The following is a 20,538-nucleotide window of genomic DNA, read 5'->3' as shown; positions in this document are numbered from 1 at the left end:
GGATGTAGGTTTAAATCTCCTAAATTTGAAGTTCCTCAAAAAAATTAAAAAGATGAAAAAAGCAGTACTTTTATTATTTGTAGGTCTTATGGCCTTAAGCGTAAAAGCACAGGACAAGACCGCAAAAATTGAATTTAAAGCCGAGACCATTGATTATGGAAAAGTACAACGTGGCGGAGATGGTGTTAGAACTTTTGAATTTACAAATACGGGCGATGCGCCTCTAGTAATTAGTAATGTAAAATCAAGTTGTGGATGCACCATTCCTAAAAAGCCAGAAGCTCCAATTGCTCCAGGTGAGACCGGAAAAATTGAAGTAAAGTATGATACAAAAAGACCTGTAGGTCCTTTTAGAAAGGCTATTACCGTAACATCAAATGCGGATACACCAACTAAAGTCATCAAAATTAAAGGTGAATTAGTGGAAGGTGCGAAATAAGTAGTTGAAAAATATAAATTGAAAGCCTTGACAATTGTCAGGGCTTTTTTGTTTTAAAAATATCCTTGACCACAAAAGAAAAAAGCAAATCCCTATTATAACGTTCTATGAGTAGGCGCACTTTTTTTCCCTCTTTCTGATTGATCATCGATAAAATTTCCTGCAACTTGTACTGGTGTACTCTTTTTCCGTTTACCGCTAATATGATATCGCCTTCTTTAAGGCCGGCTTCTTCGGCAGGGCTACCGGCTCTAATACCAGAAACTATTATTTCAGGTACCAAACTTAACCTCGTTCTATCACCCATCAAAATTTGTACGTTACCAAAAGTATCTTTTTCATTACCAGATTTCACAATACCTTGAGCGTTGGTAATACGCTCAGAAATGTAACGCAGTCCATTATGCTGCAGGGCTATGCCCGCAAAATTGTATTGAAAAGGTGTTTTGAAGTTGGCATTTTTCTTTAGGTAAATACGTTTATTACTATAGTCAAAAACCATATTAAAACGCTTTAGAACCTCACCTCCCAGACTACCGTTTCGGTTGCCGAGGTTTTTAATAGCACTAAAAGATTCTCTAAAAGGAAAAGCGGCTTTAGCATCCTTGAGCAGAAAATCGCCGACACGAACCCCTTTTAGCTTGGTTCGCTTTCCAAATATGTCTCCACTCAAGCCTTTTCCCAAAAAGTCATCATAATTCTTCTCAGGAATTTTAACTCCTTTTTCAGGGTCATGGAACAACCATAAGGCATCGCTACTACCCGTGTCCACCAACAATTTTACAGGAACATCGGAATCGTCTTCCAAAAGAATGGCTCCCGTCAAATAGGCCTTTTTCTTATAAATAGCTAAAGGCAATTCTTGGTGTTTGGTTAATTTCTCTTTCTTGTATGAATCTGGATTATAAAGCTTTATATACCTCCTGGTATAGTTAACGTCAACTATAAAATTTTCAAAAACATCATAACCAATTATACCGTGTACCGGAATTCCCAGTGAAGTGGAGAAGTTTAAATCCTTATCTAAAACAACAAATAACGATTGTTTAAAATTTGCCGCATTGCCTAGTTTTACTATGTTGTTTCTAGATTTTAATGCTTCCATTGGTTCTCCTTCTCCCAAACCTCGCAAGGTTATTTTAGATACATCGTTAATCTGAATCGAATCTTGATTTGTAATATTGAATAATATTGGGCTACTAACCCCTGAATCCAATATAAAAGAAAGCTTAGCCCCGTTCACCTCAACAGGAACAATCATTAGATTATTAACGAGCTCAAAATTTATTTTCTCGAACTTCTTACCTGGCGGAATCTGAAATTTTTGGCCGTACAAAACACCCCCAAGACATAGAAGAAAACATGTTATGCAGCTAACTCTTAACATGAAAGAAGTAGTGTTTAATTGATTGACTCTTTTAAAGATAGCAAATAAATAGCTTGGTTACATTTAATTTAACATTAGTCAATCTGATAAATAAAACACCGTTAAATTGTTTTGTTTAAGTGGTTTATCGATTTTTGTGAAAAATTAAGCGCGAAATGCCAAAAATTTCTTTAAAAGGGAGCAAGATGCCTTCCTCGCCTATTCGTAAACTAGTTCCTTATGCTGAAGCAGCCAAAAAAAGAGGTACTAAGGTTATTCATTTAAATATTGGGCAGCCGGATATCAAAACTCCAAGAATCGCTTTGGATGCAATAAAAAATAGTGCCATTGAAGTTTTGGCCTATAGTAGAACCGAAGGTTCAGAAGAGTATCGTGTTAAAATTGCGAAGTACTATGCCAAACATCATCTAAAAGTTGAGGCCGAAGAAATTATTGTAACTACCGGAGGTTCTGAGGCCTTATCATTTGCAATGGGAAGTATTCTAGACGAGGGCGACGAAGTCATTATTCCAGAGCCCTTTTACGCTAACTATAATGGCTTTGCTACGGCAAATGGTGTAAATGTCGTACCGATTGTCTCTAAACTTGAGGATAATTTTTCATTACCGCCAATATCTGAGTTTGAAAAATTGATTTCACCAAAAACCAAAGCCATTCTTATTTGTAATCCAGGCAACCCAACAGGTTATCTGTATAACAAAGAGGAAATTGAGCAACTGGCTGAATTGGTGAAAAAACACAACCTTTTCTTGATTGCCGATGAAGTGTATCGTGAATTTGCTTATGATGGCAAACAGCATTATTCCCTACTAGGTATTTCCGGATTGGAAGATTATGCCATTGTTATTGATTCGGTTTCTAAACGATATAGCATGTGCGGTGCAAGAATCGGATGTTTGGTATCCAAAAACAAAGAAGTGATACAAACGGCCTTAAAATTCGCACAGGCAAGGCTATCCCCTCCAACTTTGGCACAAATAGCAAGTGAAGCAGCTTTGGATACGCCTCAAAGCTATTTTGACGATGTCATAGAAGAATACGTCTCTAGAAGAGACTTATTGATTTCGGAATTACAAAAAGTTGAAGGAGTCAAAGTTGCCCAACCCAGTGGTGCCTTTTATTGTGTAGTAGAATTACCTGTAAAAGACTCTGATGACTTTGCACAATGGCTGCTTGAAAAATTCAATGTGCACAACGAGACCGTTATGGTCGCGCCAGCTGCTGGCTTTTATGCTTCCGAAGGTTTAGGAAACAATCAAATACGAATAGCATATGTTCTGGAGAAAGAACAGCTTAAAAAAGCAGTTCACATTCTCTCCGAAGGATTAAAACAATATCACAATTCGTGAACATTCAAGAAAACATCTCTTTAAAATCTTACAATACATTTGGTATTGAAGCAAAAGCTAAGTTCTTTTTGGAGGTAAACAGCTTATTGCAGCTGCAAAAAGCATTACAATTGTCGGCCTACCCCGAGAAATTTGTAATCAGTGGTGGTAGTAATATGTTGCTTACCAAAGATATTGATGCTTTAGTATTGCATATCAATCTCAAAGGAATCTCGGTCTTTGAAGAAGAGCAAGAAGCCGTAGTTATTAAAGTTATGGCGGGTGAAAATTGGCACCAACTTGTACTCTGGTCTTTGGAACAAGATTATGGAGGCTTAGAGAATCTTTCCTTAATTCCCGGAAATACCGGTACGGCACCTATACAAAATATTGGAGCTTACGGAACCGAGCTGAAAGACATCTTTGTTAGCTGTGAGGCCATGGATATCCGCACGCAAGAACTAAAGGAATTCAAGAAGGAAGATTGTAAGTTTGGTTATCGAGAATCAATTTTTAAAAAAGAGGTGAAAGGGCAATTCATCATTACCTCGGTCAAACTAAAACTTACGAAAAGCAACCATAAATTAAATACGCTTTATGGGGCCATCGAAGATGAATTAAGTAAACATAATATTATTCACCCTACCATAAAAGATATATCAAATGCTGTAGTGGCTATTCGAAAGAGTAAATTGCCAGACCCTCAAGAGATAGGTAATAGTGGCAGTTTTTTCAAAAATCCAGTAGTTTCAAAAAAGACCTTTGAAGCTTTCAGCAAAAAAAATCCAGATGCTCCGTTTTATGCGGTGGATAACAAAACCTTTAAAATACCTGCAGGTTGGCTTATTGAGCAATGTGGTTTTAAAGGAAAGCGTTTTGGGGATGCCGGTGTACACGAAAAACAGGCTTTAGTACTCGTAAACCATGGCAATGCCACTGGAGAAGAAATTTTAGACCTAGCATACGAAATTAAAAAGGCAGTTTTAGATAAGTTCAATATCAGTATTGTTCCAGAAGTGAATATTATAAAATAACCCCCGATTTCTAAGCAGAAAAACAGGGGTTATACCAAACCAAACTAACCAAAAATTTATATACGTTTAAACTGTTGTCTTTATTTTAAATTAAATACGCTGTAATAATCAATTTCTTACTTTAGCGTTTGTATATATACGATAAGAAATATTTTTTGGACTTTTTTAGAAGCTATTTTTTATCAACGCCCTATAAATGAGCACACTACTTGAAAAACATATTGTAGAATTATTACAAGATCGAGATGAAAAGGCAATTTCACTACTTTATGACAACTATGGTGATACCCTACATGGAGTTGCCTATAAAGTAGTGAAAGATGAAGATTTAGCGCAGGATGTATTGCAAGAGAGTTTTATAAAAATCTGGAAGAAATCAGATTCTTATGATGCTAGCAAGGCAAAGCTCTTTACTTGGTTGTTTAGGATTACAAGAAATACGGCAATCGATAAATTAAGGAGTGTAAACACAAAAGCCGATAAAGAAATCCAAATTGATGTTTCAGACGTATATAATTTAGGCACAAGAGGTATTATGCCCGAGTTGATGGATGTTAAGGAGAACCTTGACAAAATTGAGCCGAAGTATAAAGTGGTCCTCGAAGCCTTATTTTTTGAAGGAATGACCCAACAAGAAGCGAGTGATGAACTCGACATCCCTTTGGGTACTATTAAATCGCGACTGAAAATTGGACTTCGCGAATTGCGTAAAATATATGGCACATCAATGGTGCTGGCAATAGTTTTAAGTGTGTTGTAATGAAAGAAAAGATTAAAATATTTTTGGATACCGACCTGTTGGAAAAATACCTCTTAGGTTCTACAACAACGGAAGAATCGCTCAGAGTAGAGCGTTATATTGCCATGTACCCTGAAGTAAGGGAAGCATATAACGAACTGCAAGAAAATCTTGAAATTTTTGCCAAAATGCATGCCTTAAAGACACCGCAAGGCCTTAAAGAGCAGATTCTTTTTAGAATTAGGCAAGAAAAGCGAAGTAGAAGTAAGTTTTACAGATTTGCTGTAGCGGCGAGTATTGCGGCCTTAATTTTTGCCGGAGCAACCTATTTCTTTTACAATCAGAATAAGAGTTTACAAGAAGAAAATTTGATTGTTAATAGTAAGATTCAAGATTTAGAGAATGATATGAAAATTCAGCTTGAAGACATCAGAAACCAATATATCGTTCTTAACAATCCTAATACAAGAAGATTTACCGTTAATGGTAATAAAAAAGCCCAGGAGTTAAAGGCTGTTGCCTACGTAAACCCGGTAAAGAAATTATCGTATATAAACGTAAGTAACCTTCCACAACTTCCTGAAGACAAATGTTTTCAAATGTGGGCGGAAGTTAATGGTGAAATGGTGAATCTAGGAATCATCAAACAATTCGATGATAAGGAAAAACTGTTGGCCCTACCCTACGCAGATAATGCTGTTAGCTACATCACCATAGAACCTCAAGGAGGAAATGAAACGCCCACAGTGCAAAATATCGTAGCGAATATCAAGTTCTAAATTTCCCTTAAAGGAAAATAGTTTCAGCATTTCTTCAGTGCATATTTTGTACTTTTGTACAAAATTCAATACATGAAGTTGATTCTTCTCACTATAGCACTTTTGGCCTTAGCTTTCGCGGGTATAGCCATTAAAATTTGGTCAAAGAAAGATGGCAGATTTGCAGGAACTTGTGCCAGTCAAAATCCTTTTCTAAATAAAGAGGGCGAAGCCTGCGGTTTCTGTGGAAAACTGCCCGATGAACAAGACTGCAAAAAAGATGCAGTTGCATAATGCCCCTTGCAGACAACACGTAAATTACTTTTTTGGATAAAACAGACGAAGTTTTAAAAGAGAGAATAGACAAGGCTAAAGCTGGAAATCAAATTGCTTTTAGTTCTTTATTAGATACCTTTTGGAATTATGTTTACTATTTTCAATTGGACCGGACCAAAAATGAAAATGACGCCGAAGACATTACCATTCAAACCTTCTCAAAGGCATTTGATAAAATAAAGACTTATGATGATAACTATGAGTTTAAAACTTGGCTCATTACAATTTCGAAAAATATACACGTAGACCTTATTAGAAAACGAAAACGTAATGTATTGGCAGGTATTGAAAATAGTACTTCCGATGCCGTCAAAAAAGTGCTGGACGAATCCCCTACGGTGGAAGACCAGCTAATTACGGAACAAAATTTGGCTACTTTACTTTCCCATATCAAAAAACTGAAGCCCCACTATCAAGAAGTTATCAATCTGCGCTATTTCAATGAATTGAGCTACGCGGCTATTGCAAAAGAGCTAAACGAACCAGTAAACAACGTTAAGGTAAAGCTATTAAGAGCGAAAAAATTATTAGCGGAAATCATTAAAAGCAAGTAGGTTTTCTAAAAAACAGTTGACCCCCAATTCGTATATTTGCAATAAAGAATTTGTTATGAGTGTAGAAACAGCCGAACATGTGCGCCCACCAAAAGGCAAACCAAAATGGTTAAGGGTAAAGTTGCCCACGGGTAAAAAATACACTCAACTTCGCGGATTAGTTGAAAAATACGACCTTCATACCATATGTACCTCAGGTAGTTGCCCAAATATGGGTGAATGCTGGGGAGAAGGTACCGCTACTTTTATGATTTTAGGTAATGTTTGCACACGTTCTTGCGGCTTTTGCGGTGTTAAGACTGGCCGACCAGAAAGTGTAGATTGGGCCGAACCAGAAAAAGTAGCACGTTCCATCAAAATCATGGGGATCAAACATGCCGTAGTTACTTCAGTTGATAGAGATGATTTAAAGGACATGGGGTCCATCATTTGGGCCGAAACGGTGAAAGCTATCCGTAGAATGAATCCTGAAACTACTTTAGAGACGTTAATTCCGGATTTCCAAGGTATTGAAAATCATTTGGACAGAATTTTAGAAGTTGCTCCTGAAGTAATTTCGCATAATATGGAAACTGTAAAAAGGCTAACCAGAGAAGTGCGAATACAAGCGAAATACGACCGAAGTCTTGAAGTTTTGAATTACCTCAAAAAAAATGGTGCTAACCGAACAAAATCTGGAATTATGCTAGGTTTAGGCGAGCTAGAAGAGGAAGTAATACAAACCATGAAAGACCTTAGAGCAGTAGATGTTGATGTGGTGACCATAGGTCAATATTTACAACCTTCTAAAAAACATTTACCTGTCAAACAATTTATCTTACCTGAACAGTTCAAAAAATATGAAAATATTGGTTTAGGACTAGGTTTCAGGCATGTAGAAAGTGGGGCTTTAGTGCGTTCTTCATACAAAGCGCACAAACATATTCATTAAGAGACACCCGTTTTAAAGCACAATTTCATATTCGCTCTAACATATAATATCAAATGAAAAATATCACTATTGGTATTAATGGTTTTGGAAGAATAGGCAGGACGCTCTTTAGACTTCTAGCTGATAATCAAAACATAACTGTTGTTGCTATAAATGATTTAGCCGATGCGGAAACACTTTCACATTTGGTGAAATATGATAGTATTCATGGCATGTTCCATAAGGAAATTTCCTTTAAAGAAAATAACATTCTTTTCAAAGATCAAGAGATACCCGTTTTAAACTTTTCCCGCCCTGAAGCCATTAATTGGGGCGATTATGACGTGGATATTGTAATAGAGGCTACGGGTAAATTTAAGTCGAAAAAGGATTTAGAAGGTCATCTTAAGAATGGTGCAAAAAAGGTTATTCTATCGGTACCACCCTCTGATGATAGCATGAAAATGGTTGTTTTGGGCGTAAATGAAGGCATTTTAGATGAAAGTGACCATATTATTTCCAATGCTTCGTGTACAACGAACAATGCGGCTCCAATGATAAAAGTAATTGACGAATTGTGCGGTATAGAGCAGGCTTATATTACCACTATTCACTCCTACACCTCTGACCAGAGTCTACATGACAGGCCCCACAGGGATTTAAGACGCGCAAGGGCAGCATCTCAATCAATTATTCCTACAACTACGGGTGCCGCCAAAGCACTGACAAAAATATTTCCTGATTTAGGTAATGTAATCGGGGGCTGCGGCATTCGGGTGCCTGTGCCAAATGGTTCGCTGACCGATATAACTTTCAATGTCAAAAAAGAAACTTCCATTGACGAAATAAACCGTACTTTTAAAAGTCGAGCTGAAAAAGACCTAAAAAATGTACTTTTTTATACAAAAGACCCCATAGTTTCTATTGATATAAACAATAGTTATTATTCTTGTACGTTTGATTCTCAGATGACTTCGGTTATTGGAAAAATGGTAAAAATTATAGGTTGGTATGACAACGAAACAGGTTACTGTGCCAGATTGATCGACTTAATAAATCTACTTATCAAGAAAAACTACGTTTGACGCGCAAAAGCTCATATACAATTTTATCCAATCTTATATTGGCTATTGTTTTTGTACTTCACTCTTTCGGTACAAGGGCTCAAGATACCTATTTGGCCAAAGATACCATGGCTACCGTTTACAAAGAAGCACGTACCCTTCGAAATCAAAATGAAATTTCTTCCGCAATTGATGTTCTAAATAAAGCTACCGAAATAGCTGAGAAAAACGACAATCCGAAAACACTGGTAGACATCTACCAGAAAATTGCATTGCTTCATATCGAGTTAAATGACCACGACACCGCTTCTTTTTATAGAGATAGGGCAGGTGCTATATTGAAGAGCACGGAATACCGCTTGGGTGATGCTTTTCAAAAATTCATAGATGCTACGATCTTATATCGAGAAAAAAATAACTTTCAGGCCATAAAAATGCTTGAAGAAGCTAAATTGCTAAGCAACGATAAAAATCTAATAAATAATATCGAATTAACGGAAGCTACCATTTTCATCAATATTGAAAAGTTTGATGAAGCAGAAACTAAATTAAATGCACTGCTTGTGAATTCTGATATTGATGAACGGGTATATCTGGCCACCAAAGCAAATCTTGGTCTTGCGGAACTTAACTTCAAACAAGGTAATCTTGAAAAAAGCGCCAAGCATGGTGAGGCTGCTTTAGAATTGGCTACAAAGAATAACTTTTTTAAAGAAATGTTACTGGCCAACCAGTTTCTCGCCAAAGTTTATGAAGATTTAAGGGAATATGATAAAGCTTTAGGATTTACCAAAAATCTATTAAATATCCGGGATTCACTTTACACCATAGAACGATTTAAACTTGAAACAAAAAATGCTGATAAGATTACCACCAAATTTCAAGGCGAACAAATTCAAAAATTGAGTGAAGAAAATGAAACTCTTAGCGAATCTAAGAATAGGTCTGAAATTACGGCAATATTGGCTTCAGCATTTTTGGTAATCATTTCTTTATTGGCCGTCTCACTTTTTAGAAACAATCAAATTAAACTAAAAACCAACGATTTACTTCAGACCAAAAACAGCGAACTAGAGACCGCAAGAGACTCTGCTGTTTCGGCAATGAAAGCTAAAACAAATTTCCTGTCTACGGTAACACATGAACTTAGAACACCGTTGTACGCCGTTACCGGACTCACACACTTGTTGTTAGATGAGAACCCTGCAGAGCATCAAAAAGAGCACTTAAAATCCTTAAAATTCTCAGGTGAATACTTATTGAACTTTATCAATGACATTCTTCAAATCAATAAAATAGATGCAGATAAGTTAGAAGCATTAAATGTTGAATTCAAATTAAAAACAGTACTTACAGATGTGCTAGATTCATTGCAGCAAAAAGCGAATGAGAATAACACAAAAATTGTATTGGACTATGACAACGACATTCCCATGCACCTAATGGGAGACCCCGTGAAGCTATCTCAAATTATAATGAATTTAGTCGGCAATGCCCTTAAATTTACGGAAGACGGTCAAGTAGATGTAATTACGAAACTTGAAAGTAAAGATGAAAATCGTATAAATGTATATTTTGAAATACGTGATAACGGTATCGGTATTTCTGAAGAACAACAAAGAAACATCTTTGATAGTTTTGAACAAGGCTCCGTTCAGATAAATCGAGAATATGGTGGAACTGGTCTTGGCCTCACCATTGTTAAAAGCCTTTTAGGCCTATTTAACAGTAAAATTCAATTAAAGAGCGAGATTGATGTTGGCAGTTCCTTTTATTTCAACTTAGATTTAGAGTATCAAGACAGTGTAGTAGCTGATATCTCTTTTGAAATGAGCCAAGAAGATTTTGATTTTACCGGGTTACATATATTAATCGTTGAAGACAACAAAATAAACCAAGTGATTACCAAGAAAATGCTGAATAAAAAAGGTATTTCTTGTGATATTGCAAATAATGGTAATGAGGCGATTGATGCCGCTAAGAACAAGAGGTATGACGCCATTTTAATGGACATTCACATGCCGGGTATCAGCGGAGAAGAGGCTACCATACAAATACGAATGTTCAATAAAGAAATACCCATAATCGCTTTAACTGCAATTTCTATGGATGACAGCCTCGATAGTTTTTACGCTGCAGGCTGCAACGATGTCGTCACAAAGCCTTTTAAACCTGAGGTATTCTATCAAAAAATTGGAGAAAATATATTTAGGAAGAAGACCGAAACTCAGACATAATATTCTTTATTGCTTTTTCAATACTTTCATTACCCTTGCCCAAAAATTCATGCCGTACTTCTAAATAGAACAGGTTCTTACATCTTCCTTTTAGTTTGGTAAAATCTTTTTCGGTGGTAACAATACATCCATTTTTAGAAAAACTTTCAATATCATTTTCGCTAAAAGAATGATGATCGGCAAATTGAAAGTGTTCAAACGTGCTGTTCACAGTAATTAAATAATCGAGTAAAGGTTGAGGATTGGCAATTCCGGTTACCAAAGAAAAACGCTTTCCTTGTAAACTGGAAAGCAATATTCGGTTATTCGATCCTACCAAAAACTCATTATATTTCAATGTACTGAACAATACTTGCTGATAGTCTCTAGGTTTTATTGCGTTAACTATGCTTTGTTTTTTTTCTTCCGTAATACTACTAGGACATTTCGTAACGATTATAATTTGGGCCCTTCTAGCTTCCTTTTTACCATCTCTCAATTCTCCAGTAGGCAAGTACCAATCATTGACATACAAATTAGAAAACGTAGTTAAGAGAATGGAAAGTGTAGCTTTTACCTTTCTATGTTGAAAGGCATCATCTAACAAAATTAAATCCGGATTTATCTTTCGTACCAGAGTGACGATTCCATTTTGTCTGTCTTCATCAACAGCAACGGTTACCATATTAAATTTGGAGTGGATTTGAAAAGGTTCATCTCCTAGCTCTAGAACAGTCGATTGCTCATCGGCCAATAAAAATCCTTTCGTTTTTCTTCGATAGCCCCTACTCAATACCGCCACTTTATGATGCTCTTCAAATAGTCGTAGAATATATTCGATCATTGGTGTTTTACCGGTACCACCTACACTTAAATTACCAACACAAACCGTAGGCACTTGAAATGATATTGACTTGAACCAACCCTTATCATAAAAAAAATTACGCAGGTAAACCACCATAGCATAGACTAAAGAAACTGGAAAAGCTATTTTACGTAAAAGTCGCATCTGGGCGAATTTATAATATTTTATCTTTAACGACATAAAATAGCCGTAATGACTGTTAATGATATTACTGAAATACTAGAAGACCTTGCCCCTTTACATTATGCCGAAGATTTCGACAATGTAGGCTTGCTGGTAGGTAACCCGAATCAAAATGTATTGGGTATTCTAGTAACTCTAGATACCTTGGAAAATGTGGTCGATGAGGCCATCAAAAAAAAATGTAACCTCATTGTGAGCTTCCATCCAATCATCTTCAAAGGCTTAAAAAAAATTACGGGACGAAGCTATGTAGAAAGAGTTGTAATGAAGGCCATCGCCAATGACATTTCCATTTACAGCATGCACACCGCCTTAGACAACTCAAACATAGGCGTAAATGCTAAAATTTGTTCGATGCTAGGTGTTCAAAATCCTAAAATTCTTATTCCTAAAAAGGGTACCATAAAAAAGTTGACCACTTATGTGCCTAAAACCAATATTGAAGAATTAAAAAATGCGCTTTTTAATGCCGGTGCCGGCAATATAGGTAATTATAGCAACTGTAGCTTTAGTACTGAGGGCACAGGAACTTTTAAAGCAGAAAAAAACGCAAACCCTGTAAAAGGAACTATTGGTGCGGTACATCATGAAGAAGAAATTCAATTATCGATGACTTTTTTAAGTCAAAAAGAAGCTCAAGTTATCGCTACTTTGTTCAAACATCATCCCTACGAAGAAGTGGCCTATGAGATTACCACGCTAGAGAATGTAAATCAAAATATGGGCCTGGGTATGATTGGGGAACTAATAGAAGAAATGGATGAGGAGGAATTTTTTAATCATCTAAAAACTAAAATGAATGCACAAGGCATAAGACACTCTGCTTTTTTAGGAAAGAAAATAAAAAGAGTAGCAGTTTTAGGAGGAAGCGGTGCATTTGCAATTTCGGCCGCAAAAGCTTCAAAAGCAGATGTTTTTATTACTGCTGATGTTAAATATCATCAATTTTATGAGGCTGAAAATCAATTTATTATAGCAGATATAGGTCACTTTGAAACCGAGCAGTTTACAAAAAACCTATTGGTAGACTTTCTTACAAAAAAAATTCCTAATTTTGCGGTCACTTTATCGGAAAGTATAACTAATCCTATCAAGTATTTTTAACATATGGCGAAAAAAACGGAAACAACTGTAGAAGACAAATTACGTGCATTGTACGATTTACAATTAATCGATTCTAGAGTTGATGAAATAAGAAGTGTTCGTGGTGAATTACCTCTAGAAGTTGAAGATTTAGAAGACGATGTTCTAGGTCTTAAAACCAGAATGGATAAGTTGAAAACCGATGTTGAAACAATAAACTTTGAAATCACGGCAAAAAAGAATCTTATAGAAGAATCTAAGGTGCTTATCAAAAAATATGCTGAGCAGCAAAAGAATGTGCGTAACAGCCGTGAATTTAATTCGCTTAGCAAAGAGGTTGAGTTTCAAGAATTGGAGATTCAATTAGCAGAAAAAAACATCAAGGAGTTCAAAGCTCAGATAGAACAGAAAAAAGAGGTAATCTCAGAAACTAAAGAAAAGCTTAGTGAAAGAGATGCACATCTTAAACATAAGAAGAGTGAGTTAAACGCTATTTTGGCCGAAACTGAGAAAGAAGAGCTAGCACTTTTAAAGAAATCTCAAGAGTTCGAAGATAAAATTGAAGAGCGCCTTATTAAAGCGTACAAGCGTATTCGTCACAATGTTAAGAACGGATTGGCGGTTGTACCAATTGAACGTGGTGCATCTGGCGGTTCATTTTTTACGATACCACCGCAAGTACAGGTTGAAATTGCCTCTCGTAAAAAGATTATTACAGACGAACACAGTGGTAGAATTTTAGTTGACCCTACCCTAGCGGACGAAGAACAAGAAAAAATGCAAAAGCTTTTTAGTAAGATTTAGAATATTTTTTTAGAAGATTTATGAAAGCCATCCCAGACTAACGGATGGCTTTTTCTTTTCATACATAGTTTAGTTTTTTGAAAGACTTTCACCCTACTTCAAATCCAAATCCAAAAAACAAAATTGTTAAATACTTATTTTGTTTAATTTTTTATTATTTTTATTAAACAAAATAATGAAGCGAAACTTACCCGTAAAAATTTGCCTCAGTTGCGATAGACCATTTAACTGGAGAAAAAAATGGTCAAAAGACTGGGATAATGTAAAATACTGTAGTGAAAAGTGCAGAAGAAACAAAAATAGATGAATACCCTAATTTGGTTTAGAAACAATCTGAGAACCACAGATAATCTTTCACTTCAAAAGGCGTGTAAAGGCGACAAAACGATAGCGGTATACTTTTTCGACCCTAGACAGTTTAGTTTGGGTGAATTTGGCTTTAAAAAAACAGAAAAATACCGAGCACAATTTTTAATTGAGTCAGTAGCTAACCTAAAGACAAATCTTAAAGAACTGAATATACCCCTGTATCTATTTGTTGCTAAACCACAAGAAAAATTAAGCGACTTGCTCGTTAAACATAAGATAGATGCTATTTATCTACAGGCCGAATGGACAAGGGATGAAAACACCGTTCTTGAAAATGTTAAAACTTCAGTTTCCAAAAACGTTAAATTTGTAGAAAGTTGCGATCAATTTTTATTTGATCCCGATTACATACCCTTTTCTAGTTTTAATGAGGTACCCGACATTTTCACAAACTTCAGAAAACAGTGTGAAAAAAATGTATCGATTAGAGAAGAAATAGGTGTTCCTAAAAAAAAGCCTAGTGAAAACTATTTCGAAACAGAAACCCATATACCTTCCCTAATAGAATTGGGTTTCGAAACTTTTTCAGGAGATTCCAGAAGTGCATTTCCTTTTAAAGGTGGGGAAGAAAATGCTTTAGAACGTTTAAATTATTACTGTTGGGAGTCTAAAAGACTTGCTACCTATAAAAAGACCCGAAATGGATTAGTAGGAATAGACTATAGTTCTAAACTCTCTGCTTGGTTGGCCAACGGATGTATCTCTCCGGTGACCATTTACTGGGAAGTAAAAAGGTTTGAAAAGGAAATCCGTAAAAATCAAGATACTTATTGGCTAATTTTTGAACTAGTCTGGAGAGACTATTTTAAGTACGTCAGTCTAAAATACAAGCAAAAAATATTTCAGTTAGGTGGAATTTTAAATAAAAAGTATACCTGGAATGTAAACCAAGAAATACTTGGCTCTTGGATTAATGGAAGAACCAAAGAACCCTTTGTTAACGCCAATATGATAGAGCTTTTAAAAACCGGGTGGATGAGTAATCGAGGTAGGCAAAATGTGGCCAGTTTCTGGTCTAAAGAACTACAACAAGATTGGCGTATCGGTGCTGCGTACTTTGAAAGTATGCTTATCGATTATGATGTTCACAGTAATTGGTGTAATTGGATGTACAACAGCGGGGTAGGTAACGACCCCAGAGATAGAAAATTCAATATTGGTCGACAGGCGGCTATGTACGACTCAAAAGGAAAATTTCAAAAGCTTTGGCTACAAGAACCACTATTTTAGAATGAAGAAAATACGTTTAATACTAGGTGACCAACTGAACTCAAAACATAGCTGGTTTAACACACAAGACGATGAGGTTATTTACCTAATGGCTGAAATGCGCCAAGAAACAGACTATGTAAAGCACCATATTCAAAAGGTGGTAGCTTTCTTTTTATCAATGCGTAATTTTAAAGAAGAGTTAACCGCTAAGGGACATCAATTTTTATATTTCAAGATTTCTGATAAGGACAATCCGCATAAGCTCGAAAAGATTGTACAAAAAGTGATTGAAAAAAGTGGAGCGGAAAAATTTGAATATCAACTACTAGATGAATATCGCCTAGATGAACAGCTAAAAAAAATCTGTTCCGATTTAGATATTGAAACAGAAGCCTTCGATACAGAACATTTTTTTACCAAGCGTGAGGAGCTAAAAGACTTTTTTGAAGGGAAAAAACAATTGATTATGGAGAATTTCTATCGCATGATGCGAAAGAAACATGATATTATGATGGTAAACGGTCAACCAGATGGAGGCAAATGGAATTTTGACCATAACAATCGTAAAAAATGGCCGGGCAGTCCAGAAATTCCTCGTGAACGTGGTTTCCGAAAAGATATTAGCTCAATTTTAGAGGAAATTAAAAAAGCTGGGGTTAATACTTTTGGGAATATAGCACCCGATAATTTTAATTGGCCCACCTCACGTGCAGACTCGCTATCAGTGCTAAATTACTTCTGTAAAAAGCTATTGGTTCATTTTGGCGACTTTCAAGACGCCATGCATACCAAAGAAAAGTATTTATTCCACTCAAGACTTAGCTTTGCGATGAACTGCAAAATGCTTTCACCTAAAGAGGTAATCGAAAAAGTACTTGAGCATTATTATGAACATACCGATGAAATCGATATATCTCAGGTAGAGGGTTTTGTGCGTCAGATTTTAGGTTGGCGAGAGTACATGCGGGGTATCTATTGGAAAGAGATGCCGAATTATCGAAAACTTAACGAATTAGACAACAACAATCCATTGCCCGATTTTTTCTGGACCGGAAAAACAAAGATGAACTGCCTAAGCCATGCCATAGGTCAAAGTCTAGATGATGCCTACGCACATCATATTCAACGATTAATGATTATAGGCAACTATGCCCTATTGACGCAAACTAATCCTGATGAAGTAGACAATTGGTATTTAGGAGTATACATTGATGCTATTGAGTGGGTAGAAATAACCAATACTAGAGGTATGAGTCAGTTCGCCGACGGGGGAATCGTTGCCACTAAGCCTTACGTAAGTAGTGCCAATTACATCAATAAAATGGGCAATTACTGTAAAGAATGTCAATACAGCCACACTAAAAAAATAGGGGAAGACGCCTGCCCCTTCAATGCCTTATATTGGAATTTTTTAGATGAGAAAAAAGATTACTTTAAAAATAATCAACGAATGGCGATGATGCTGAACCTTTTGAAAAAGAAAGATTTGACAGAACTTCAGCAATTAAAGGATAGGGCTGCGGATGTAATCTCGAATCCTGATAAATTTTAACTTTTATTAACGAAAGGTACAAATCCAATCAACGACAGATTGCGTAAATAAAGTAAACTATTCCGCGAGAGCGCCTATATATAAAAAGTCCTTCACAATATACTGCGAAGGACTTTTCATTTACATCTTAATCACTTCTATTTCAGTATTTTATCAACAATACCATATTTTAAAGACTCCTCGGCTCCCATCCAATAGTCACGGTCAAAATCTTTCATCACTTTATCAAAATCTTGCCCGCAATTATCGGCCAAAATTTTAGCACCTAACTCTTTCGTCTTAATAATTTCTTTAGCTTGAATTTCGATATTAGACGCTTGTCCTTGAGCACCACCACTCGGCTGATGAATCATTACCCGTGCATGGGGTTGAATGAATCTGCGGCCTTTTTCACCCACAGATAATAGAATCGAGCCCATAGATGCCGCAAGACCTGAACAAACTGTAGAAACAGGGCTTTTTATTTGTTTAATAGTATCGTAAATAGCAAATCCGGAAGTTACATAACCCCCTGGACTATTGATAATTAACTGTATCTCTTTATTGTTTAGCAAATCAAGGTATAATAATCTATCAACTACATGTTTTGCAGAATTATCATCTACCATACCCCATAAAAAGACTTTACGTTCTTCCAATAATCTTTCTTGTATAGCCTCTTGTACTTTTCCTTTTTTAGAACTCATTCTTTCTTTTTAAGATAGACCACAAAATTAACTAAATATTTTATGATTCTTTAATCGAAAAAAAATACGCAAACATATTACTACTATAAGCGTATAGTCTATTTCTTACAATCCAATTTTATAGTCATTTGACATACAAAACTTGCTGTTTCACAACAATTTACCAATATCGGTGGTATAATACCGTTCATCTAGCTGATTGTTATTAATCGATTTATTAACCACCAACAACGTGAAATTTATGCAAGATTCGTATTTGGGGCTACTTTTACCACGTAATTGAACCCAAATCAATTCAAGAATAAAATTAAAGCTTAACCTATGAACTCTCTCTCTTACTGATTTGTGTAATAAGACGTTCTAAGGTTTTGAAATTTTAAACATGAATTTCATAAACTTAAACCTATGACCACAATAATACAGCGTGGCAGCAATTTTGCTAAACTCCCTATTATTTTACTGGTACTGTTAGCCTTTTCTAGCACTAGTATTTTTGCACAAGCAAATTCTATTAAAAGTGGAGTGACCTTCAATTGGGCAGATACTCAGACTACATTCGATGACCCTGCCACTCTTAGTTCAATTAGTTTAAACGGTTCAGAGTATACCAGTTTTGTTGTACCAACCTCATACGAACTAACAAGATTAGGGCCTGCAGGACATGCTTCCAATAACATAAGACGTAATGGAACAGAATTTGTGACCGGAAGTGCTGGTGCTAATTGGGCCAATGATGCAATACTTGCTTACCAATCACTGAACCTGAACTATTATTTTGAGTCTTATCAAAATGGTGACCAATTCTGTGATAATCAATCTAAGGTTGCTACCACTGATGCTCAAATACAGACCATAACATACAGCCCAGGTATTCCTTCTAATCCCGAAGGGATTCTTGCTGTTACAGAACGTGCCGGAAATAATTGTTTATATATTGAACTATACGGAACTCCTGCTGGGGGTGGGCCAAATCAATTATTAGGGTCTACTTTCATAAAAAATGGAGCCCAACTTCAAGGACTTCAACCTCAAACTCCACCTCAAGGAAGTTCTGATTATTGGAGCAGTGGTCGAAATAATGACAAAAACGATCAAGTCATTGGTATTGCACTTTTTGAACTTTCAAGTCTTGCCCCTACTGGATCTACAATAACTTCTATTCGTTATTTAGGAGCCACAAAAGATCACGGTGACGGTAAATTCTTTTTAATGCAAACCTATGCTCAAGACGATTTTTTTGAGCCTGAATTTGAAGAAGTATTTAACGGAGATGTTGGAGCAAATGATAACGTACCAATTGGTTCAACATATAGCCTTTTTGACAATATTCAACCTTTAAACGGGACCGTGATAGTAAATACAGATGGTACTTTTACATACACCCCTGACTTTGGTTTCTCGGGTACCGACACTTTTGAAGTACAGGTATGTTTGCCAGCACCTAATCAAAATGTTTGTGACATTTCGGTGGTTACTCTTAACGTTAAGTCTAGTGTCAGTATAGATGATGCCTCAGCAAATGAAGGTGACAACTTGACTTTCACTATTTCAACGAATAATCCATCAACGGAACCTCTTGATTTTAATATCTCTTATACAAACAATTCAACCACTAATGCCGATTATTCGGGTCCGTCAACTGTTACTTTACAGGCAAATGCCTCTTCGATAACATTTGATGTTCTTGCGATAGATGACGATTGGGTTGAAGCAACACAACAAAATTTTACAGTCACCATTAGTGAACCAAGCGGCGCTGTTACTATTACTGATGGTGAAGGAACTGGAACTGTTATAGACACTGACATTGCTTATGTAGTAGGTGGGAATTTCAGTGTAGATGAAGGTGACACCATTCAATATAGACTATTTTTATCAACAGGTACTAATACCTCAGGGCAACAGTATGCAGGTATTGAAGACTCTTACAGTGTCGATTTTGCAACCGAAGAGCGACCCACCTCCTCAAATCCCGCAACAGATGGTTCTGATTTTAATAGTTTTAGTACGACTGTTTCATTCCCTCCTAATGCAATAGCAGGAACTGAAATATTTATACCCGTTCCAACTACCGAGGACAACTTAATTGAACCTACTGAAGAGTTTAGTGGTGTTAAATCTAGAAATACAGCCGAAACCAGCAAATATGGAACTGGGCCTTCAAGGGTAAGTATTAATACTGAAAAATCAGCCCTGAGAATTCTTGATGATGACAATAACCCTGGCAATGGGCTGTCAATCGTTCAGACCGATGTCGTCGTGACCGAAGGGGCTGGCGTAACCGCTACTTTCGATGTAACACTTACTGGCGACTATGCCGCAGGTTTCGATGTGGACTTCTCCACGGCTTTCGGTACTGCTACTGCTACCGACTTTACACCGATCACCAACGGAACGATTTCATTCGCTGGTAACGATGGGGAGGTACAGCAAATCGTAGTGTCCATACTTAACGATAACATCATTGAGCCACAAGAGGCCTATACGGTAACTCTAAATAGTACCACCGATCCACTGGTGCCCATCAACGATGGTACCGCAAACGGTATCATCAACGATGATGACAACAATCCGGGCGATGGCTTGTCAATCGTTCAGACCGATGTCGTCGTGACCGAAGGGGCTGGCGTAACCGCTACTTTCGATGTAACACTTACTGGCGACTATGCCGCAGGTTTCGATGTGGACTTCTCCACGGCTTTCGGTACTGCTACTGCTACCGACTTTACACCGATCACCAACGGAACGATTTCATTCGCCGGTAATGATGGGGAGGTACAGCAAATCGTAGTGTCCATACTTAACGATAACATCATTGAGGCCCAAGAGGCCTATACCGTAACCCTGAACAGTACAACCGATCCACTGGTGCCCATCAACGATGGTACCGCAAACGGTATCATCAACGATGATGACAACAATCCGGGCAATGGCTTGTCAATCGTTCAGACCGATGTCGTCGTGACCGAAGGGGCTGGCGTAACCGCTACTTTCGATGTAACACTTACTGGCGACTATG

General features: G+C 36.7%; 19 protein-coding genes. 16 read left to right on the top strand and 3 right to left on the bottom strand.

Annotated features, from left to right (window positions below):
• Positions 1 to 52 precede the first annotated feature (52 nt).
• Complete coding sequence (locus ACFSQJ_RS00585; RefSeq protein WP_377764806.1) at positions 53 to 439, top strand: DUF1573 domain-containing protein; 387 nt, start codon at positions 53 to 55, stop codon at positions 437 to 439.
• 37 nt (positions 440 to 476) lie between these two features.
• Here ACFSQJ_RS00585 and ACFSQJ_RS00580 read toward each other — a convergent pair whose 3' ends face one another.
• Positions 477 to 1,826, bottom strand: a complete 1,350-nt coding sequence (locus ACFSQJ_RS00580; RefSeq protein WP_377764805.1) for a PDZ domain-containing protein — start codon at positions 1,824 to 1,826, stop codon at positions 477 to 479.
• A gap of 155 nt (positions 1,827 to 1,981) precedes the next feature.
• Here ACFSQJ_RS00580 and ACFSQJ_RS00575 point away from each other — a divergent pair, with 155 nt between their 5' ends.
• The 9 genes from ACFSQJ_RS00575 to ACFSQJ_RS00535 all read left to right on the top strand — a co-directional run bounded on the left by ACFSQJ_RS00575 (position 1,982) and on the right by ACFSQJ_RS00535 (position 10,786).
• Entirely contained in the window at positions 1,982 to 3,175 is a 1,194-nt protein-coding gene (locus tag ACFSQJ_RS00575; protein WP_377764804.1) for a pyridoxal phosphate-dependent aminotransferase, read from the top strand.
• On the top strand, positions 3,172 to 4,188 hold the full coding sequence (gene murB, locus ACFSQJ_RS00570; RefSeq protein WP_377764803.1) for a UDP-N-acetylmuramate dehydrogenase: 1,017 nt from the start codon (positions 3,172 to 3,174) through the stop codon (positions 4,186 to 4,188). Before ACFSQJ_RS00575 ends, murB begins: the two co-directional genes overlap by 4 nt.
• A gap of 196 nt (positions 4,189 to 4,384) precedes the next feature.
• Entirely contained in the window at positions 4,385 to 4,948 is a 564-nt protein-coding gene (locus ACFSQJ_RS00565; RefSeq protein ID WP_377764802.1) for an RNA polymerase sigma factor, read from the top strand.
• Positions 4,948 to 5,706 carry an anti-sigma factor gene (locus ACFSQJ_RS00560; protein WP_377764801.1) on the top strand — a complete coding sequence of 253 codons (759 nt, stop codon included), beginning with the start codon at positions 4,948 to 4,950 and terminating at the stop codon, positions 5,704 to 5,706. Before ACFSQJ_RS00565 ends, ACFSQJ_RS00560 begins: the two co-directional genes overlap by 1 nt.
• A 72-nt stretch (positions 5,707 to 5,778) precedes the next feature.
• Positions 5,779 to 5,979 carry a membrane or secreted protein gene (locus ACFSQJ_RS00555; protein WP_377764800.1) on the top strand — a complete coding sequence of 67 codons (201 nt, stop codon included), beginning with the start codon at positions 5,779 to 5,781 and terminating at the stop codon, positions 5,977 to 5,979.
• A gap of 32 nt (positions 5,980 to 6,011) precedes the next feature.
• Positions 6,012 to 6,575: an RNA polymerase sigma factor gene (locus ACFSQJ_RS00550; RefSeq protein ID WP_377764799.1), complete on the top strand. Its 564-nt coding sequence runs from the start codon at positions 6,012 to 6,014 to the stop codon at positions 6,573 to 6,575.
• 55 nt (positions 6,576 to 6,630) lie between these two features.
• Positions 6,631 to 7,506: a lipoyl synthase gene (gene lipA / locus ACFSQJ_RS00545; protein ID WP_377764798.1), complete on the top strand. Its 876-nt coding sequence runs from the start codon at positions 6,631 to 6,633 to the stop codon at positions 7,504 to 7,506.
• A 53-nt stretch (positions 7,507 to 7,559) separates the two neighbouring features.
• Entirely contained in the window at positions 7,560 to 8,570 is a 1,011-nt protein-coding gene (gap, locus tag ACFSQJ_RS00540) for a type I glyceraldehyde-3-phosphate dehydrogenase (RefSeq protein WP_377764797.1), read from the top strand.
• The gene (locus ACFSQJ_RS00535; RefSeq protein ID WP_377764796.1) at positions 8,567 to 10,786 is read left to right on the top strand and encodes a hybrid sensor histidine kinase/response regulator; all 2,220 of its coding nucleotides are present in this window, start codon (positions 8,567 to 8,569) and stop codon (positions 10,784 to 10,786) included. Before gap ends, ACFSQJ_RS00535 begins: the two co-directional genes overlap by 4 nt.
• Here ACFSQJ_RS00535 and lpxK read toward each other — a convergent pair.
• Positions 10,758 to 11,774, bottom strand: a complete 1,017-nt coding sequence (gene lpxK / locus ACFSQJ_RS00530; RefSeq protein ID WP_377764795.1) for a tetraacyldisaccharide 4'-kinase — start codon at positions 11,772 to 11,774, stop codon at positions 10,758 to 10,760. The genes ACFSQJ_RS00535 and lpxK overlap by 29 nt on opposite strands.
• A 48-nt stretch (positions 11,775 to 11,822) precedes the next feature.
• Between lpxK and ACFSQJ_RS00525 the strand changes: the two genes are divergently transcribed.
• The 5 genes from ACFSQJ_RS00525 (at position 11,823) to ACFSQJ_RS00505 (ending at position 16,833) form a co-directional block, all read left to right on the top strand.
• Positions 11,823 to 12,917 carry a Nif3-like dinuclear metal center hexameric protein gene (locus ACFSQJ_RS00525; protein ID WP_377764794.1) on the top strand — a complete coding sequence of 365 codons (1,095 nt, stop codon included), beginning with the start codon at positions 11,823 to 11,825 and terminating at the stop codon, positions 12,915 to 12,917.
• Between the two features lie 3 nt (positions 12,918 to 12,920).
• Positions 12,921 to 13,700 carry a zinc ribbon domain-containing protein gene (locus ACFSQJ_RS00520; RefSeq protein ID WP_377764793.1) on the top strand — a complete coding sequence of 260 codons (780 nt, stop codon included), beginning with the start codon at positions 12,921 to 12,923 and terminating at the stop codon, positions 13,698 to 13,700.
• Positions 13,701 to 13,872: 172 nt separating this feature from the next.
• On the top strand, positions 13,873 to 14,007 hold the full coding sequence (locus ACFSQJ_RS00515) for a DUF2256 domain-containing protein (protein ID WP_377764873.1): 135 nt from the start codon (positions 13,873 to 13,875) through the stop codon (positions 14,005 to 14,007).
• A complete protein-coding gene (locus ACFSQJ_RS00510) occupies positions 14,004 to 15,299 on the top strand; it encodes a DASH family cryptochrome (RefSeq protein ID WP_377764792.1) in 1,296 nt (431 codons plus the stop codon). The genes ACFSQJ_RS00515 and ACFSQJ_RS00510 overlap by 4 nt, the downstream gene beginning before the upstream one ends.
• 1 nt (position 15,300) lies before the next feature.
• Positions 15,301 to 16,833 (top strand): cryptochrome/photolyase family protein, encoded by a 1,533-nt coding sequence (locus tag ACFSQJ_RS00505; RefSeq protein WP_377764791.1) that lies wholly within the window; start codon positions 15,301 to 15,303, stop codon positions 16,831 to 16,833.
• 137 nt (positions 16,834 to 16,970) lie between these two features.
• Here the strand turns inward: ACFSQJ_RS00505 and ACFSQJ_RS00500 are convergent, their stop codons facing one another.
• Complete coding sequence (locus ACFSQJ_RS00500; RefSeq protein WP_377764790.1) at positions 16,971 to 17,519, bottom strand: ClpP family protease; 549 nt, start codon at positions 17,517 to 17,519, stop codon at positions 16,971 to 16,973.
• Positions 17,520 to 17,924: 405 nt separating this feature from the next.
• Here ACFSQJ_RS00500 and ACFSQJ_RS00495 point away from each other — a divergent pair.
• Positions 17,925 to 20,538: Calx-beta domain-containing protein (locus tag ACFSQJ_RS00495; RefSeq protein ID WP_377764789.1), on the top strand; the 2,614-nt coding region annotated here is incomplete at its 3' end.

This window comes from Croceitalea marina, from assembly GCF_042684265.1.
GTDB classification, from domain to species: domain Bacteria; phylum Bacteroidota; class Bacteroidia; order Flavobacteriales; family Flavobacteriaceae; genus Croceitalea; species Croceitalea marina.
This window is presented reverse-complemented; position numbering and strand designations above follow the sequence as displayed.

Bases quoted from the DNA above. Each gene is read 5' to 3' on its own strand.
- gap (WP_377764797.1), top strand. From the start codon at position 7,560: ATGAAAAATATCACTATTGGTATTAATGGTTTTGGAAGAATAGGCAGG.
- ACFSQJ_RS00500 (WP_377764790.1), bottom strand. From the start codon at position 17,519: ATGAGTTCTAAAAAAGGAAAAGTACAAGAGGCTATACAAGAAAGATTA.
- ACFSQJ_RS00555 (WP_377764800.1), top strand. From the start codon at position 5,779: ATGAAGTTGATTCTTCTCACTATAGCACTTTTGGCCTTAGCTTTCGCG.
- ACFSQJ_RS00565 (WP_377764802.1), top strand. From the start codon at position 4,385: ATGAGCACACTACTTGAAAAACATATTGTAGAATTATTACAAGATCGA.
- ACFSQJ_RS00575 (WP_377764804.1), top strand. From the start codon at position 1,982: ATGCCAAAAATTTCTTTAAAAGGGAGCAAGATGCCTTCCTCGCCTATT.
- ACFSQJ_RS00580 (WP_377764805.1), bottom strand. From the start codon at position 1,826: ATGTTAAGAGTTAGCTGCATAACATGTTTTCTTCTATGTCTTGGGGGT.
- ACFSQJ_RS00525 (WP_377764794.1), top strand. From the start codon at position 11,823: ATGACTGTTAATGATATTACTGAAATACTAGAAGACCTTGCCCCTTTA.
- lipA (WP_377764798.1), top strand. From the start codon at position 6,631: ATGAGTGTAGAAACAGCCGAACATGTGCGCCCACCAAAAGGCAAACCA.
- ACFSQJ_RS00560 (WP_377764801.1), top strand. From the start codon at position 4,948: ATGAAAGAAAAGATTAAAATATTTTTGGATACCGACCTGTTGGAAAAA.
- ACFSQJ_RS00585 (WP_377764806.1), top strand. From the start codon at position 53: ATGAAAAAAGCAGTACTTTTATTATTTGTAGGTCTTATGGCCTTAAGC.
- ACFSQJ_RS00520 (WP_377764793.1), top strand. From the start codon at position 12,921: ATGGCGAAAAAAACGGAAACAACTGTAGAAGACAAATTACGTGCATTG.
- ACFSQJ_RS00510 (WP_377764792.1), top strand. From the start codon at position 14,004: ATGAATACCCTAATTTGGTTTAGAAACAATCTGAGAACCACAGATAAT.
- lpxK (WP_377764795.1), bottom strand. From the start codon at position 11,774: ATGCGACTTTTACGTAAAATAGCTTTTCCAGTTTCTTTAGTCTATGCT.
- ACFSQJ_RS00505 (WP_377764791.1), top strand. From the start codon at position 15,301: ATGAAGAAAATACGTTTAATACTAGGTGACCAACTGAACTCAAAACAT.